At 68.6% G+C, this 16,414-nt stretch carries 17 protein-coding genes; 7 read left to right on the top strand and 10 right to left on the bottom strand.

Translation table 11 applies throughout. The features are described from left to right. Positions 1-85 precede the first annotated feature (85 nt). The 3 genes from PSS76_RS13785 to PSS76_RS13775 all read right to left on the bottom strand — a co-directional run bounded on the left by PSS76_RS13785 (position 86) and on the right by PSS76_RS13775 (position 3,667). Positions 86-1,165 carry an alpha/beta fold hydrolase gene (locus PSS76_RS13785; protein WP_084968328.1) on the bottom strand — a complete coding sequence of 360 codons (1,080 nt, stop codon included), beginning with the start codon at positions 1,163-1,165 and terminating at the stop codon, positions 86-88. A 93-nt stretch (positions 1,166-1,258) separates the two neighbouring features. Next, positions 1,259-2,170, bottom strand: a complete 912-nt coding sequence (locus tag PSS76_RS13780) for a bile acid:sodium symporter family protein (protein ID WP_022594075.1) — start codon at positions 2,168-2,170, stop codon at positions 1,259-1,261. Positions 2,171-2,263: 93 nt separating this feature from the next. Then, entirely contained in the window at positions 2,264-3,667 is a 1,404-nt protein-coding gene (locus tag PSS76_RS13775; RefSeq protein WP_337456266.1) for a cytochrome P450, read from the bottom strand. A gap of 104 nt (positions 3,668-3,771) precedes the next feature. Here PSS76_RS13775 and PSS76_RS13770 point away from each other — a divergent pair, with 104 nt between their 5' ends. The 4 genes from PSS76_RS13770 (at position 3,772) to PSS76_RS13755 (ending at position 7,151) form a co-directional block, all read left to right on the top strand. Continuing rightward, positions 3,772-4,059 (top strand): DUF2277 domain-containing protein, encoded by a 288-nt coding sequence (locus tag PSS76_RS13770; protein ID WP_005515569.1) that lies wholly within the window; start codon positions 3,772-3,774, stop codon positions 4,057-4,059. A gap of 302 nt (positions 4,060-4,361) precedes the next feature. Beyond that, positions 4,362-5,540 carry a hypothetical protein gene (locus tag PSS76_RS13765; RefSeq protein WP_064059638.1) on the top strand — a complete coding sequence of 393 codons (1,179 nt, stop codon included), beginning with the start codon at positions 4,362-4,364 and terminating at the stop codon, positions 5,538-5,540. 55 nt (positions 5,541-5,595) lie between these two features. After that, positions 5,596-6,375, top strand: a complete 780-nt coding sequence (locus tag PSS76_RS13760; RefSeq protein ID WP_064059639.1) for a DUF8176 domain-containing protein — start codon at positions 5,596-5,598, stop codon at positions 6,373-6,375. Further along, complete coding sequence (locus PSS76_RS13755; protein WP_005515565.1) at positions 6,372-7,151, top strand: hypothetical protein; 780 nt, start codon at positions 6,372-6,374, stop codon at positions 7,149-7,151. The genes PSS76_RS13760 and PSS76_RS13755 overlap by 4 nt, the downstream gene beginning before the upstream one ends. Positions 7,152-7,222: 71 nt before the next feature. Here PSS76_RS13755 and PSS76_RS13750 read toward each other — a convergent pair whose 3' ends face one another. The 4 genes from PSS76_RS13750 to echA20 are packed head-to-tail and all read right to left on the bottom strand — an operon-like array spanning position 7,223 to position 10,705. After that, a complete protein-coding gene (locus tag PSS76_RS13750; protein WP_005515564.1) occupies positions 7,223-8,287 on the bottom strand; it encodes an NAD(P)H-dependent flavin oxidoreductase in 1,065 nt (354 codons plus the stop codon). Further along, positions 8,284-9,033, bottom strand: coding sequence for a CoA-transferase subunit beta (locus PSS76_RS13745; RefSeq protein WP_005515563.1), 750 nt, complete (start codon positions 9,031-9,033; stop codon positions 8,284-8,286). The genes PSS76_RS13750 and PSS76_RS13745 overlap by 4 nt, the downstream gene beginning before the upstream one ends. Then, entirely contained in the window at positions 9,030-9,920 is an 891-nt protein-coding gene (locus PSS76_RS13740) for a CoA transferase subunit A (protein ID WP_005515561.1), read from the bottom strand. Before PSS76_RS13740 ends, PSS76_RS13745 begins: the two co-directional genes overlap by 4 nt. Beyond that, positions 9,920-10,705 (bottom strand): (7aS)-7a-methyl-1,5-dioxo-2,3,5,6,7,7a-hexahydro-1H-indene-carboxyl-CoA hydrolase, encoded by a 786-nt coding sequence (gene echA20, locus PSS76_RS13735; RefSeq protein ID WP_005515559.1) that lies wholly within the window; start codon positions 10,703-10,705, stop codon positions 9,920-9,922. The genes PSS76_RS13740 and echA20 overlap by 1 nt, the downstream gene beginning before the upstream one ends. A 97-nt stretch (positions 10,706-10,802) precedes the next feature. Between echA20 and PSS76_RS13730 the strand changes: the two genes are divergently transcribed. Then, on the top strand, positions 10,803-11,567 hold the full coding sequence (locus tag PSS76_RS13730; RefSeq protein WP_069856286.1) for an SDR family oxidoreductase: 765 nt from the start codon (positions 10,803-10,805) through the stop codon (positions 11,565-11,567). A 9-nt stretch (positions 11,568-11,576) separates the two neighbouring features. Then, positions 11,577-12,491: an SDR family oxidoreductase gene (locus tag PSS76_RS13725; protein ID WP_005515556.1), complete on the top strand. Its 915-nt coding sequence runs from the start codon at positions 11,577-11,579 to the stop codon at positions 12,489-12,491. 69 nt (positions 12,492-12,560) lie between these two features. On the opposite strand, the gene PSS76_RS13720 is transcribed toward PSS76_RS13725, so the two are convergent. The 3 genes from PSS76_RS13720 to PSS76_RS13710 form a co-directional block, all read right to left on the bottom strand. Continuing rightward, complete coding sequence (locus PSS76_RS13720; RefSeq protein WP_005515555.1) at positions 12,561-13,232, bottom strand: GNAT family N-acetyltransferase; 672 nt, start codon at positions 13,230-13,232, stop codon at positions 12,561-12,563. 101 nt (positions 13,233-13,333) lie between these two features. Beyond that, entirely contained in the window at positions 13,334-13,804 is a 471-nt protein-coding gene (locus PSS76_RS13715) for a nitroreductase family deazaflavin-dependent oxidoreductase (protein ID WP_013414870.1), read from the bottom strand. A 16-nt stretch (positions 13,805-13,820) separates the two neighbouring features. Beyond that, complete coding sequence (locus tag PSS76_RS13710) at positions 13,821-14,984, bottom strand: steroid 3-ketoacyl-CoA thiolase (RefSeq protein WP_005515547.1); 1,164 nt, start codon at positions 14,982-14,984, stop codon at positions 13,821-13,823. A gap of 175 nt (positions 14,985-15,159) precedes the next feature. Between PSS76_RS13710 and PSS76_RS13705 the strand changes: the two genes are divergently transcribed. Continuing rightward, a complete protein-coding gene (locus PSS76_RS13705) occupies positions 15,160-16,413 on the top strand; it encodes a cytochrome P450 (RefSeq protein ID WP_005515546.1) in 1,254 nt (417 codons plus the stop codon). Position 16,414: the final 1 nt, after the last annotated feature.

Here is a 16,414-nt window from a genome sequence, read left to right as displayed (position 1 = left end):
TTCGAGGTTCGCGTCGGTCGATGTGACTACGAGCCTCGCGGAGCGGCACCGCCGCGGATAGGAGGGAACTACCCCTGCCGGTACCTCAATCCGGTACCTCGACGTCGGGAGCCGGGCCGGCCGAGACGCTCCGGGCCCACCAGGCGGCGACCTGGGCGCGGGACGAGACCCCGAGCCGGAGCCGGATGCGCTCGACGTGTCCCTCGGCGGAGCGCTCCTCGATGCCCAGCCGCTGCGCGATCTGCCGGTTGGTCATTCCCTCCGCGACGAGCGCCGCCACCTGCAGTTGCCGCGCGGTCAGCGCGTCCGGCGGTTCCGGGGGAAGCGCGGTGGTTCCGTGCCCCAGGAATTCGAGCATCGCGTGCACGACGGCGGCGGCGTCGCCGACGTGCGGGAAGTGGCTGCGGCCGGGCAGCGATATCAGCCGCGCGCCGGGGATTCGTGCAGCCAGTGCGCGGCCCGCGCGGTAGGGGATCGCCCGGTCGCCTCGCCGGTGTACGACGAGCGTCGGGGCGGCGACCCGGTCGAGCAGGTCGGTCACGTCGATCTCGTAGCACTGCGCGAGCAGGTCGGCGGCCAGTTCGGCTGGTGCGGCCTCCTTCTGCAGCCGAGTGAACAGCGCCCTGGTCGCGGCATCGGCGTCCGGCATGAAGATGTCGGCAAGCATCTCCGAGCCCAGCCCCCAGTGCGCTCGGATCATGCCCAGCATGGCGGTGCGAACCCCCGGCGCGGCGACGTCCGAGCCGTCGGCGTAACCGCCGTACAGGATCAGCCGGTCGACCCGCTGCGGGAACCGTGCCGCGAAGGCGATCGACACCGGCGCGCCCAGGGAGATGCCCAGCAGATCGAAGCGTTCCAGACCCAGGTGGTCGGCCAGAGCCTCGAGCAGCGTCAGATCGGCCGCCAGGCCCGCGGGCCCCGGCATCTGATCGGACAGCCCGCAGCCGGGCCGGTCGTATTGGACGACGGTGCGAACCGCCGACAGCGGTGTGAAGAAGTCGCGGTAGGCGCGGTCCTGCCACAGCAACTCGAGGTGGCTGATCCATGCCGCCGGGACCAGAAGCGGCTTCCCTCGGCCGGTGTGGGTGTAGGCGATCCGCGCACCGGTCGGTGCCGTGAAGAAGCGGACCGGACGGCGCGTATCCCGCGCGGACGGTTGACCCATGCCGGGCCTCCAGCTCGAGCTCTCTACCTCACACCATCATGCCCGAGCGTCCGAGCCGCGGCCGTCGCGTCCGGCATCGGCCCAGGTGCCGACTCAACTGTTTTCGGCAGCCCGCTCGGTTCGCTCCTGGGCCGTCTCGGTCGTCGCGGCCGGCGTGCCCCGGCTGATCAGCCAGCCGACGGCCGCGGCGAGGGGGAACATCACGACGCCGTAGACCGCGCCCGGGATCGCGATGTCGACGCTGTCGAGGACGCTGATCGAGATCGCGATGGCGAGAGTGCTGTTGTGGACACCGATCTCCATCGAACACGCGATGGACTGCCGCCTGCCCGCGCCGAGTACCTTCGGAACCCAGTAGCCGACGGCGAGGCTCGCAAGGCAGAAGAGCGTGGTGATCAGTCCGACGTCGGCGAGGTAGCTGCCCACGTTCTCGTTCTCGGCGGCGATGGTGCCGATGATGACGAGCACCAATACGACGGCCGACGCGATTCGCACGGGCTTGTCCATGCGGTGTGCGAAATCGGTCCACCGGGCACGCACGAACATGCCGACCGCGACCGGGATCAACACGATTGCGAACACCTGCAGCACCTTGCCGAACTGCAGCCCCATCGAGGTTCCCGTATCGGGATCGAAGTAGCCGAGGGCGAAGTTGGTGACAATGGGCAACGTGACCACCGCGATCACCGAATTGACCGCCGTCAGAGTGATATTGAGGGCGACATCGCCGCGGTAGAGGTGGCTGAAGAGGTTCGCGGTGGTGCCGCCGGGGGAGGCGGCGAGAACCATCATGCCGACCGCCAGGAGCGGTGGCAGGTCGAACAGGAGCACCAGGCCGAAGGCGATGGCAGGCAGTATCAGCAGTTGGCAGGCGAGTGCGATGGTCACGACGCGCGGATGTCGTGCGACGCGAGCGAAGTCCGCGGTCGTCAGCGACAGACCCAGGCCGAACATGATGATCGCGAGCGCCGCCGGTAGTGCCACGGTGGCCAGGGGAGAGTCCATGTCGTTCGCCGTTCCTCGTCTGCGGGTGTGACGCGCACGGTAGCGGCAATGACGCAGGGGAATGGCCGAAATGCCGGAATATGTTCTCCGTCGTCAGATCCGACGCCGGCGCAGCGACAGTGTGAAGCCGACCGGCATGAGCGTCAGACGCTCCTGGATGCGGAGCTGGTAGTCGGGGTCGGCGGTGAAGTCGTAGCGCCGCAGGATCGTGCCGAGGACGAGGACGGCCTCGTGGATCGCGAACTGGCGTCCGATACAGGCTCGTTCGCCGGTCCCGAACGGTTTGTAGATGTGTGGGGCGCGGCCGCGAACACGCTCGGGAGCGAAGCGGTCCGGGTCGAATCTCTCGGGGTCGGAGCCCCACGCGGGGTCGCGGTGCAGTGACGGGATGAGGACGAGTACCCACTCGCCGGCCCGCATCGGATACCGGTTCGCGAGTACCGTGTCCTCCCGCGCCTCGCGCGCGTAGGCGGGCGCCGTCGGCCACAGGCGCAGCGTCTCGTCCAGGACACGGCGGACGTAGCGTAGCTTCGCCACCTGCTCGAAGGTCGGGGTTCCGTCACCCCACACCGCGTCGACCTCGGCCCGCGCCTTCGCCAGTATCTCCGGATGCTGCGCCAGATAGTGGAGCGCGAACGACAAGGCGCCCGAAGTCGTTTCGTGGCCGGCAACCAGGAAAGTCACGACCTGATTCCGAATGTTCACCTCGTCCAGACGATTCGGGTCCTCCTCGCGCGCCGCCCGCAGCATGATCTCCAGCAGATCCTCGGGCCCCTCCGCGTCGCTGTCGCGGCGCTGCCGGATCACCTCGTCGACCACCTGTGCGAGATACGCGGTGTCCTGTTCGTTCTGCCGATCGGACCTGCGGTACAGCAACTTCGACACGAGCGGCACTTTCCGGAACGTGCGCCGCTGGGCGTGGGTGAGCGCGCGGACCATTGCCTCGACGAACGGGTGCGGCCGCTCCCTGCGAAACGAATCGAACGAATAGCTGAACCCCGCCCGGCCGATGGTCTCGAGCGTCAGCTTCGTCATGTCCGACGACACATCCACCGGCGCCCCGTCGACGTGGGTGTCCCAGTGCTCGGCGAGTTCGCCGGCCACCGCCACCATGATGTCGTGGTACGAGCGCATCGCCGCCTGCGTGAACGCCGGACGCAGCAGGTTGTGTGCGCGAGCCCAGTTGGGCTCCTCGTTGTATGCGGTGAACAGGCCGTCGCCGCCGATTCCCCGCAACTCGGCGATTCCGGGGGCGACGTTCTTGGCGAAGCGGGACTCGTCGGACAGTTCCGCGACCATGTCGGCGCCCGACACGAACACGAACCGGTGCCCCAGCGCCTTGCGTTCGAAGATCGGGCCCAGCTGCCGTTCGAGTCGCATCGAGTCCTGCACCGGGGTGTGCAGAGAGACCCCCAGGACGTCGCCCACGAGGGGCAGACGCCCGGGCGGATGCGGGACGGACACGGTTGTGGTGCTCGACTTCTCTACGACGCGCATCGTTCCCCCGCGGTGCCGGTCCGGTGTGTGGTACCGAAAGTACGCCCTATGTTCGCTACCCGACACCCTTTCGGGGGTGCCGGCGCGGGATTACCGTTCGAGGCATGTGCCGAAACATCACCGAGTTGCGCGGGCTCGAACCGGCTGCCACCGCCGAGGAGATCGAGGCTGCCGCGCGCCAGTACGTCCGCAAGATCAGTGGCGTCCACAAGCTGTCCGACGCCAACCGCGACGCGTTCGAGAAGGCCGTCGAAGAGGTCACCGCGACGACGATGGAACTGCTCGCCGCGCTGCCGCCACGTCGGCAGCCTCCCAAGACGGTCCCGCCGCTGCGCCGGCCCGAGGTGCGTGCGCGCATGGCCGCGGCGGAGGAAGCCACCGTCGGATCCTGACTCCAGGGTCGTGCGGTGCCGGTCGGCCCCTGCTGTTACTCTGCGGGCTGACCAAGCACCGACCGGGGGGAACCGGATCGGCGGGGGACGTTCGTGATGGGGGCGGCAGGTTGCCGAGGGGGATGAGCGCGCATCGGTGTGCGCGCTTTCGAGTCGTGGCGGGCAGTGCTGCCCTCACATCGCTTGCATTCCGGGCATTCCAGACCGAGGCATCGGCGTTCACCGCGTCCGTGGACCAGCGGCCGCTGCGGCACTGAAACAACGCGACGTCTCAGTCTCGAATCACCAAGGGGGATCCTTCGATGGGCAAGCACCGCAAGAGCCGGGTCGGCACGATCGCACGGATGGCGCTGGTCCCGTCCGCCGCGGCCGCAGTGGTCGTGGCAGCGTCGGGCGCGGCGTCCGCGGCGCCGAACCAACTGCCCCCGCAGGGTGGGGTGACGACGGCACCGCCGGCGCAGGGTGGCGGCACCGATGCGCCCCGGACCCAGGGCGGCGTCACCTCCACACCCACCACACAGGGTGGCGTGACGACGGCACCGGCGCAGCCCGAACCCGTGTACTGGGTCGCGCCGCCCGCGCAGTACGAGAACGTCGAGTACCAGCCGCTCGACAACTACGACTACGACACCAACACCTACAACGCGCCCGACGACTACTACGTCGCTCCGCTCCGGGTCGAGGAACTGCACCTGCCCACGTACGTCGAGCCCACCGCGCCCATCATCGCGCCGCGCGAGACCCTGCGCCTGGGCACTTACCATGTGGCGCAGCCCAACTGGATCACCGACGGCGACCTCGCGCGTACCAACAACACCTCCGCCGTCATCGAGGCCGAGGTGTCGACGTTCTGGCGTTCGCTGGGCGTCGAGACCACCCGCGCAAATCGGCTCGCGGCGGCGCAGCTGGGTATGGGTGCGGCGGGTGCGATCGGAGCGGGGGCCGGCGGCGCTCTGGCCGGCGGGGCAATCGGTGGCGCAATCGGTGCATCGATCTGGGGCGGTCAAGACCTGATCATTCCTGGGGGGCAGGTCATCTTCGTCACCAACAGTACGATCGGAACGGCGATCGGGGCTGTCGTAGGCGGGGCGATCGGCGCCGTGCCCGGTGCGGTAATGGGTGCCGTCGCGGGTACCACCATCGGCGCGGGCGACCTCGGCGAACCGCAGGAGCTTCCCGATGACGTCCGCAGGTTCTTCAACGACGTCGACCAGCCCGCGGTCACCACACAGACGCAGGACACCCTCGCTCAGTGGGAGACCAACCCGGTCGGCGGAGCTGCCGCGTCGGCGGTGCGAGACGGCGTGGCCGCCGCACCGGAGATCGACCGTCAAGCACGTGATTTCGTGGCAGCACAGCCCGGCGGTGCGCAGCTGCTGGGGCAGATCGACGCCGGACTCACCGCGTTCGTGCAGGAATCGTCTCTCGGTGTCGCCGCGAACATGATCGGTGAGGCCGTCGGGGCCGGCGTCCAGGCATGACAACCGGTGGGGCGGGAACGATCCCGCCCCACCCGCGCACCATCGCGGAGGAGAAATGGCGACCGACAACCGGAACGGACCCGCACTGTTCCCGGACGTGACCGAGCACTACGAATCGGAGCCTGCCGAAAGCGCTGTGGCGCCGTCGGTTCCGATCCCGGCGGCAGATGCGGTCTCGGCAGCTCCGACCCCGGAGGAGTCGGCGCCACAGGAGTTGACGCCCGACTTCGAGCACCGACCCGCCTGGCTGGCCGACCCGCATGCCGAACCCGCGCCCGAACAGCCGGCGCGTGCGGCGCGCCGGCCCCTCGTCGTCGCCTCCGCTGCGGTCTCGGTGCTGGCGGTCGCGGCGGCCGTGACCGCAGTCGTTCTGACGGGCGGCGACCGCGAGACCGCCGGGTCGGCCGTGCCGGCGGCGGGAGCATCGGCGACGGCACAGGGCACCGCTGCCGGCGCATCGGTGACCGGGGCGGGTTGGTGCGCCGAAGAGGTCAGCGACGGCCGGAGCGTCGGCCGCGGCCCGGGCACCGTCGACAACGGGCCCGGCGTGATCCGCGCGTTCGACCACGCGTACTACGCCCAACGGGACGGCGGCCGGGTCGCGTCGCTGATGCTCACCCCGAACCCGGTGCCGGAGATCCAGAAGTGGATCGACGACGTCCAGGTCGGTACCGAGCACTGCGTGACGATCGCGTCCACCGCGGATCCGAACGCCTACATGGTGGACCTCGTGTTGCGGATGCCGGACGGCACGGACGGCACGATCCGCCAGCGCATCACCGTTGCCGCGTCACCCGACGGCTTCAAGATCGCGACGGTGGAGGATCTGCGATGAACAACGTGGTGTCGCTGCGCCGGGTCCCGAAAGTGGCTGAACCCGAACAGGTGTCGGCCGTGGTCGTCGCCGGTTCCGGTGGTGCCGCGGCCACCACCACGGCGTTCGGGCTCGCCACGGCCCTGCGGCTGGGCACCGGCAAGGAGGTCTCCGCGGTCGACGCCACCAGCGACGGTGGCAACCTGCTCTCCCGCACCGGTATCGGGGCCGTCGACGCGGCGCGCTCGATCCGCCAGTTCCAGGCGCACATGGCACTGACGTCGGCCGGCGTGGTCGTGGTCGGCAACGGCGGCGGCCAGCCGAGCGATGCGGCCATCGTCGACGAGCTCCTCGCGGCCCGGCACAGCGCCCGCATCCACGACGTCGGGACCGCGCTGCGTTCACCGCGACTGGCGCCGCTGCTGCGGTCCGGTGCCGCGCTGGTGGTGGTCGCATCCGCCCGCGCCGAGCCGCTCAGCCGGATGCGCGACGCGCTCACCTGGGTGATGTCCACCTACGGCGCCGAGGTGCTGGGACGCACCATCGTCGTCGTCTCGCACCAGATGCCGGACGCTCCCGTGGATCTGGCGCCGATCCGCTCGGCGCTCGCGCCTCGGGTCGCCGGGCTCGTCGAGGTGCCGTTCGACGCGGCCCTGGCGCAGCCCGGTGTGCTTGACCACCGCCGGCTGGCGTCGGCCACCCTCGACGCCTGGACCGACGCCCTCGACGTCCTCGGTGCGCTGTCGAGCCGGCTCGGCCGGTCCGATTCGGGGGAGTCGAGCAGCGAACTGGCCTGAAACGGAAGAAGGGACCCTGCATGCGCTGGTGGCGCATGCAGGGTCCCTTCAGCGGAGAACCGGGAAGCCGGTCAGGCCTTGAGGTCTCCAAGTGCATCGATCCGCTTCACGGCGTCGGCCATGATGCGGTCGATCAGTTCCTGGCAGCTGGGCAGGTCGTCGATCATGCCGACCACCTGACCGGACGCGAGCACGCCGGCCTCCGTGTTGCCCTCGACCAGACCGGCCTTGAGCAGCATCGGGGTATTGGCGGCCATGATGATCTGCTGCCACGTGCGGTCGCCGGACTTCTTCATGGCGAGCCCGTCCTTGGCGAGGGTGGACCACTTCATGCCCGTCATCGCCTTGAACTTCATCGCGTTCTTGGTGGCGGCGACGAGTCCCTTTGCGTAGCTCGACTTCTCGAGCGCATTCACCAGCTCGGTGTTGAGGACTCGGTGCGGCATGCCGTCGACCTTCACGGACACCGTGGTGTCGGTCAGACTGCGCTTGAGGTACTCCTGCTTGACCGAGTCCGGCACCGCCGAGTCGCGGGTGAGCAGGAAGCGGGTGCCCATCGCGACGCCCGCGGCACCGTACGACAGCGCCGCGGCCAGGCCACGACCGTCGAAGAACCCGCCGCCGGCGACGACCGGGATGTCGACCGCGTCGAGCACGGACGGCAGCAGCAGCGTCGTGGCGACACCACCGGTGTGGCCGCCGCCCTCACCGCCCTGCACGACCACCGCGTCGGCGCCCCACGAGGCCACCTTGACGGCGTGCTTGGCGGCACCGATCGACGGGATGACGACGATCCCGTTGTCCTTGAGCTTGGCGATCAGGTCCTTCTTGGGGGCCAGTGCGAACGAGGCGACCTTGACGCCCTCACGGATCAGCAGGTCGCAGCGCTTGGAGGCGTCCGACGCGTCGGCGCGCATGTTGACGCCGAACGGCTTGCTCGTGAGCTGCTTGGTCTTCTTGATCGCAGCCTCGAGCTCTTCGTACGTCATCGTCGCCGAGGCGAGGATGCCGAGGCCGCCCGCGTTGGCGGTGGCCGCGGTCAGGCGCGGGCCGGAGACCCAGCCCATGCCCGTCTGCACGATCGGATGCTCGACACCGACGAGTTCGGTGAACGGCGTCTTCAGGACGGCGGTCACGCCGAGACCTCACGGTCACGCAGGCTCTTCGGGTCGATGACCTCGCGGATCAGGCGCAGCTCTTCGGCGGTGGGCTCACGGGTGACGCCCGCCGAGTCCAGGTCGGCGATCTCGAAGGAGGTGTTCGCCTTGACGTCCTCGGCCGTGACACCGGGGTGCAGGGTGACTGCGCGCATCGTCTGACCGGGGCCCTGGAAGTCGAAGACGCCCAGGTTGGTGACCACGCGGTGGTTCTTCAGGAAGCGGAAAGCCGGGTTCTCCGGATCCACCTTGTCGTAGCCGACGCCGCACACCACATCGACCTTCTCGGCGAACACCCGCGAGGAATGCTTGCCGACCCAGTAGCTGGTGGCGTGGTTGATGGTGTTGCCCGGAGCGCCGCGCAGGCCGAACATCTGGCGGGTCGGCTTGTCCAGCGGACCGAACGCCGAGAGGTTCTGGTTGCCGTACTTGTCGATCTGGTTCGCGCCCATCACCACGTGGCGACGGCCGGAGGCGACCACGTCGAACACCTTGGAGAAGGGGATGTAGCCCTCGATCGGCGCGCTGGCGCCAATGGCCGGAGCCTCGGCCAGGATCAGGGCCTCACCGTCCGTGATGATCAGGTCGGGCTCGGTGGTGAGCTTGGCCAGGCGCGCGCCGATCAGCGGCAGCGTCGCCATGGGGGAGGCGAAGATCTCGCCGGCGTCGGCGAACAGCTCGGCGCAAGCGACGGCGCAGTACTCCGCGCGGGTTACCTCGGTCATGACTTCTGCTCCTCTGCGAACTTGCGCACGGCGGCCTGGTAGTCGTCCTCGCTGCCGGACAGGTAGGTGTCGGCGAAGGCCTGCCAGGCCTCGGGGGTCTTGGCGGACTCGGCGTAGTGGCGCTGGAACTTCTCGTCGCGCTTGTAGCTGCCGGCGAAGGTGAAGTGGGCGCCGTTCGGAGCCTCGGTGACGGTGTCGACCATCGACCGGTTCAGGATGAGAGCCTGATTCGGGACGGACTTGACGAGTTCCTCGGTCGAGACGATCTTGTCGGCGCTGAGGATGCGCTGCTCGGCCGCGAGGCAGAACAGGTCGTCGAAGTACGGGTCGACACCGGTGTAGGCGGCGTTACCGCGCTCGTCGGCGAGGTCCAGGTGGACCAGGGCTGCGTCGAGCTTCAGCGCGGGCATCGCGATGAGGGTCTCGGTGCGGCCGTCGGCGTCCGGGTACGGCGACGCGACGGTCTTGAGCTCGTCGCCCCAGACGGTCTGCGCGTCCGAACCGAGGCCGGCGCGGATCGGCATGAACGGCAGGCGCGCGGCGGCAGCCTGCAGGCCGGCCTTCACCATGCCCTCGTCCATCTCGCGGGACTCGATGGTCCCGGCGACACGGGCCTGCGCGAACCACGGGTCGTAGAACGGCGCCGAGTCCAGGGACACGAAGCCGTAGTAGGCGCGCTTGACCTTGCCGGCGGAGATCAGCAGGCCGAGGTCCGGGCCGAGGTACCCGACGACGGTCAGGTCCTTGACGTCGCTGCGCAGCAGTGCGCGTACGAGGGCCATCGGCTTGCGCCGCGAGCCCCAGCCGCCGATGCCGATGGTCATCCCGCTCTGGATACCGGCGACTGCCTCATCCAGTGAGCGGCGCTTGTCGCGCTTCTCAGCCATTACTTGCTGTCTCCCTTGGGTGCGGTGGTGTTCGACTTCGGCTTGCCGGTGGCGACGAACTCGTCGCGGTGCTCGTCGGCGACGCCGGCGAGGTTGAGCTCGAACGTGAAGCCCTGCTCGATCCGGTAGCTGGTGTGGACGTCCATCACGTCGATGCGGTTGATGGCTTCCTTGGCGCGGCGGATGACGCGGGTGTCCTTGGCGGCGATCTCGCCGGCGATCTTCAGAGCGCAGGCGTCGAGCTCGGCGCGCGGAACCACGTCGTAGACGGAACCGAAGTGCTTGAGCGTCTGGGCGTCGACGTTCTTGGCCGTGTAGTACAGCGTGCGCATCATGTGCTGCGGCACCAGGCGCGCCAGGTGCGTGGCCGCACCGAGGGCGCCGCGGTCCACCTCGGGCAGGCCGAAGATGGCGTCGTCGGACGCGACGATGACGTCCGCGTTGCCGACCAGGCCGATGCCGCCGCCGACGCAGAAGCCGTTGACGGCGACCACGACGGGGACCTCGCAGTCGTAGACCGCGGAGAACGCCGCCGCGCAGCCGCGGTTGGCGTCGATGAGGGCGCCGTGGCCCTCGGTGGCCTGCATTTCCTTGATGTCGACGCCGGCATTGAAGCCGCGTCCCTCGGCACGCAGGATCACCACACGGGTCTCCGGATCCTTGCCCGCCGCCAGGATGGCGTCCGCCAACTCGAACCAGCCCTTCGAGGGGATGGCGTTCACCGGCGGGTAGTCGACGGTGACCGTGGTGATCCCGGCACCGTCCGAGGTCGAAGTGATGCCCATGGCATGTTCCTTACGTCTATTGACCGAACCAAGCGATTGCTTGGTAAGTTATCACAGACGGGTACGAAAGACCCGTGCCGCTTCAGGGAGGAACAAGGTGGATCTCGGTCTCGAAGGCAAGGTCGTACTGGTGACCGGCGGGGTGCGCGGAATCGGTGCCGGAATCAGCCGGTCCTTCCTGCGTGCGGGCGCCACGGTCGTGACGTGTGCCCGTCGTCCGGCCGACGAGGCCATCGAGTTCGACGGCCGCGGTGTCGACTTCATCGCGTGCGACGTCCGCGACGCCGAGCAGGTGCAATCGATGATCGACCGAATCGTCGCGAAGTACGGCCGCCTCGATACCGTCGTCAACAACGCCGGCGGTGCGCCCTTCGCGATGGCGGCCGACGCCGGCCCCAAGTTCCATTCCAAGATCGTCGAGCTGAACCTGCTCGCGCCCCTGCTGATCTCGCAGATCGCCAACGCGGTCATGCAGAAGCAGGAGGACGGTGGATCGATCGTCATGATCTCCTCCGTCAGCGGCAGTCGGCCGTCGCCCGGCACCGCGGCGTACGGCGCGGCCAAAGCCGGCATCGACTCCCTCGCGGCGAGCCTGTCCGTGGAGTGGGCGCCCAAGGTGCGGGTCAACTCGATCGTCGTCGGACTGGTCCAGACCGAGCTGAGTCACCTGCACTACGGCGACGAGGCCGGTATCGAGGCCGTCGGCGCCACCGTCCCGCTGGGTCGGATGGCCCGTCCCGAGGACATCGGCAACTGTGCGACATTCCTGGCATCACCGTTGGCGGCCTACGTCAGCGGTTCGACCCTTACCGTCCACGGCGGCGGCGAGCGCCCGGCCTTCCTGGCCGCGGCTACTACTTAAGGAGAACAAGTGAGCGGTTTGCTTGACGGCCGAGTCGTCATCATCACCGGCGCCGGCCGTGGAATCGGTCGCGCCCACGCGCTGGCCTTCGCGGCCGAGGGCGCCAAGGTCGTCGTCAACGACATCGGTGTCGGCGGCGACGGCTCCAACACCGGCGAGACCCCCGCGGAGCAGGTCGTCGCGGAGATCAAGGCAGCCGGCGGCGAGGCCGTCACCAACGGTGACGACGTCGCGTCGTGGGAGGGTGCCCAGAACCTGATCCAGACCGCGTTGGACAATTTCGGCCGCCTCGACGTCCTGGTCAACAACGCGGGCTTCCTGCGTGACCGCATGCTGGTCGGCATGAGCGAGGAAGAGTGGGACGCGGTCATCCGCGTGCACCTCAAGGGGCACTTCGCCCCGCTGCGCCACGCCGCCGCGTACTGGCGTGCCGAGTCCAAGGCCGGACGTCCGGTGGACGCCCGCATCATCAACACCAGCTCGGGCGCGGGCCTGCAGGGTTCCATCGGCCAGGGCAACTACGCCGCGGCCAAGGCGGGCATCGCCGAGATGACCATCCAGGCCGCCGCCGAGCTGAAGAACTACGGCGTCTCCGTCAACGCCATCGCCCCCGCGGCCCGCACCCGGATGACCGTCGGTGCCGGTGGCGCGATGGCCGAGGCGATGGCCGCTCCGGAGGAGGGCTTCGACGCGATGGCGCCGGAGAACATCTCGCCGCTGGTCGTGTGGCTGGGCTCTGCGGAGTCGAAGGACGTCACCGGACGCGTCTTCGAGGTCGAGGGCGGCAAGATCACGGTCGCCGAGGGTTGGCGCCACGGCCCCACCCAGGACAAGGGTGACCGTTGGGATCCCAAGGAGCTGGGCCCGGTCGTCGCCGACCTGCTGGCCAAGGCCGAGGTTCCCACCCCGGTCTACGGCGCGTAGGCGGCTCCGCCACCCGTGCGCCTTTTCGGTAGCTCCGGCTACCGAAAAGGCGCACGGGCGCGAAGCGCCTTAGGCCGGCGTGCGGACGATCAGCACGGTGCCCGGGAAGTACGCGGCCAGTTCGCTGCGTGCCTGCTTGAGCGCGGCGGTGCCGTAGCCCTGCTTGCGCGACTCGGGGGCCACCCAGATCGCGACGTCCACCTCGTTGCCGGTGAGTTCGCCGAAGATCAGGCCGACGCCGTTCGGGGCGTCGCCGGTCGTACACTCCGCGACGAACCACGCCGCGGACTCGTCGTCGATGCGCTTCAGGCCGTGCTGGCGCTCCCTCTCGACGCGCTCGTCGTCCCATGGCTTTCCGGACTCGTCGAACTGCTCGGTGGAACGCTTGCGGAACAGTGCCGCGTCGTCGTCGGAATCACTGAACGGGCGCAGTCGAACTCCCGCCCCCGTGCTGTACGGACGCTGCTCGGGCAGCCATTGCAGCGTCGCGTCGAGATCCTCGAGTTCGGTGCGGATGCGGTCGCGCTCCTTGACCGTGAGGCGGTCGAATCGCAGACCCAGCACGGCCTCGGCGCAGAAGTCGGACGTGTCGAGCAGGTCGCGGACCGCCGCGACTGCGGCCGCACGATCGTTGCTCTCGACGATGGCGTCCAAGACCTCGTGACGACGGTCGAGCGCCTTCAGCAGGGCTGAGGCGATCTCGCGTCGGTCGATCACCTGGTCGTGGTTCTTCACTGTCATATCGCGACATTCCTCCTCGAGAACCGGTGTGCCCGGCGCCGATGTGCCGGGCGTCGGCCCCCATTATTCCCGTTCGACCTCGCGCAGGGGAGGGGTGAAAGTTATTCGCAGATCACCACGGGAATCTGCCGATCGGTCCACGACTGGTAGTTGTCGAAGTCGGCGTACATGTCCACCAAGCGGGGCCACAGTTCGGCACGCTCCTCGTCGGTGGCCACCCGTGCCCGCATCGTCCGGATCCGCGACTTGATCTGAATCGTCACCTCGGGGTTGGCGCGAATGTTGAGGTACCACATCGGATTCTTGGGCAGCCCGCCCTGCGAGGCCACCAGGATCACCCGGTCGCCGTCCTCGAGGAACAGCAGCGGGCTGACCCGGGGCTGACCGCTCTTGCGGCCGGTGGTGGTGAGCAGGCAGACCGGGATCCCCCACGGGAAGGCGCTGCCCACACGCCACTTGCCACCCAGACGCCCGCCGGTGGCCCGATACAGCTTGACGTTGGTCTTCGACATCCACTTGATGATGTCGACCGTGTACTTGGAATCGAGCCCCGACGGGCGCTGCGTGGTCATCGGTCAGAGGCTCCGATCAGATCCGCTCGATGATGGTGCCGGTGGCCAGCGCGCCACCCGCACACATCGTGATGAGCGCGGTCGACGCGTCGCGACGCTCGAGCTCGTGCAGGGCGGTGGTGATCAGGCGGGAACCGGTGCTGCCCACGGGATGTCCGAGCGCGAGAGCGCCGCCGTTGACGTTGACCTTGTCCATGTCGGGACCGTGAACCTGCGCCCACGACAGCGCCACCGATGCGAATGCCTCGTTGACCTCGAACAGGTCCAGGTCGCCGATCTTCATGCCGGCCTTCTCGAGGACGCGGGACGTTGCCTGGACCGGGCCGTCGAGGTGGTACTCGGGCTCGGCGCCGACCAGCGCCTGGCTGACGATGCGGGCGCGCGGCTTCAGGCCGAGCGCGCGGGCGCGGTCCTCGTCCATGAGCATGACGGCGGCGGCGCCGTCGGAGATCTGCGACGACGTTCCGGCCGTATGGGTGCCGCCCTCGAGGACGGGCTTGAGCTTGGCGAGGGACTCGGCGGTGGTGTCGCGCAGGCCCTGGTCGCGGCTGACGACGTTCATCTCCGACGTGGGCTGCTTGTCCTCACCGATCACCGGGGCGGTGACGGGGACGATCTCGCGATCGAAGCGACCCTCCTCCCACGCCTGCTTGGCGCGGGCCTGCGACTGCACGCCGAGCACCTCGAGGTCCTCGCGGGTGAGGCCGCGGCGCTTGGCGATTCGCTCGGCGGCGTTGAACTGGTCGGGCATGTCGATGTCCCACGACGCCGGACGACGCGGACCCGCCGCGGTACCGACGTTGGCGCCCAGCGGCACCTGGCTCATGGCCTCGACACCGCACGCGATGCCGACGTCGATCGCACCGGTCGCGATGAGACCGGCGATGAGGTGGTTGGCCTGCTGTGCGGAACCGCACTGGCAGTCGATGGTGGTCGCGCCGACCTGCCACGGGAGGCCGGCCGCGAGCCAGGCCGTGCGGGTGACGTTGTTGGACTGCGCGCCGGCCTGGGTGACACACCCGCCGATGACCTGCTCGACCAGCGTCGGATCGATGCCCGCGCGGTCTACGATGCCCTTCTGGGCGGCTCCGAGGATCTCGGCCGCGTGCAGACCGGACAGCCAGCCACCGCGCTTTCCGATCGGGGTGCGAACTGCCTCGACGATTACTGGTGTGCCCACGGCGGGCTCCTTTCACTCTCTACTTCGAAAAGTAGAACAAGTTCTCCCCGTCGGGCAAGGACCCGGTGGGTTGATATTTGCCTAGTCTTTCCCTGATCGACGCTCTGTGATTCAATGCATGTAGAACGTGTTCCACATCACTTCGCGGACCTGACCGCGAGGGCAGGAGACAGCAGTGGCGCAGCCCAACATTCCCGCAGGGTTCGACTTTACGGACCCTGACATCTACGCACACCGGATCCCGGTCGCAGAGCTCGCCGAGGTTCGGAAGACTCAGCCGGTGTACTGGGTCGAGCAGCCCGACGGCGTCGGTGGTTTCAACGACGGCGGCTACTGGCTCGTCACCCGACACGAGGACATCCGTGATGTCTCGCAGCGCAGCGACGTGTTCTCCACCTGGGAGAACACCGCGATCCCGCGCTTCAACGACGACATGGAGCGTGCGCAGATCGAGCTGCAGCGCTTCGTGCTCCTCAACAAGGACGCGCCGGAGCACACCAAGCTGCGCAAGCTCGTCGCCCGCGGCTTCACGCCCCGTGCGATCAACGGGCTCAAGGCAGAGCTGAAGTCGCGCGCCGAGGCCATCGTGAAGGCTGCCGCCGAGGAAGGCAGCGGCGACTTCGTCACCCAGGTCGCCGCGGAGCTGCCGCTGCAGGCCATCGCCGAACTGATCGGTGTGCCGCAGGAGGATCGCGGCAAGGTCTTCGAGTGGTCCAACCAGATGACCTCGTACGACGACCCGGAGTTCGCGGACATCGATCCGGCTGCCGCGTCGATGGAGATCCTCGGCTACGCGTACCAGATGGCCGAGGAGCGCAAGAAGAACCCGGCCAACGACCTCGTGACCACGCTCATCGAGGCGGACGTCGACGGCGACGAGCTCAGCGCCGAGGAGTTCGGCTTCTTCGTCATCGTGCTCGCGGTCGCCGGCAACGAGACCACTCGCAACGCCACGACGCACGGCATGAAGGCATTCATGGACAACCCCGAGCAGTGGGAGCTGTTCAAGAAGGAGCGTCCGAAGACGATGGCCGACGAGGTCATCCGCTGGGCCACCCCGGTCGCGTCGTTCCAGCGCACGGCGCTGCAGGACACCGAGATCGGCGGCGTCGCGATCAAGAAGGGCCAGCGCGTGGTGATGAGCTACGTCTCGGCCAACTTCGACGAGGAAGTGTTCGACGATCCGCACAAGTTCGACATCACGCGCGATCCGAACCCGCATCTGTCGTTCGGCGGCACCGGTGCGCACTACTGCCTGGGTGCCAACCTCGCCCGCATGGAGATCGAGCTGATCTTCAACGCGATCGCGGACTTCCTGCCGGACATCACCGAGGCCGGGGACACCCGCCGCCTGCGCTCCGGCTGGCTCAACGGCATCAAGGAGTACCAGGTGGACTACAAGACCGGCGGTTGCCCGGTCAAGCACTAGC

The organism is Prescottella sp. D32, assembly GCF_037287305.1.
Taxonomy (GTDB): Bacteria; Actinomycetota; Actinomycetes; order Mycobacteriales; family Mycobacteriaceae; genus Prescottella; species Prescottella equi.
Note: the sequence above shows the minus strand (reverse complement) of the source record. Positions and strands in the feature narration are given on the sequence as shown.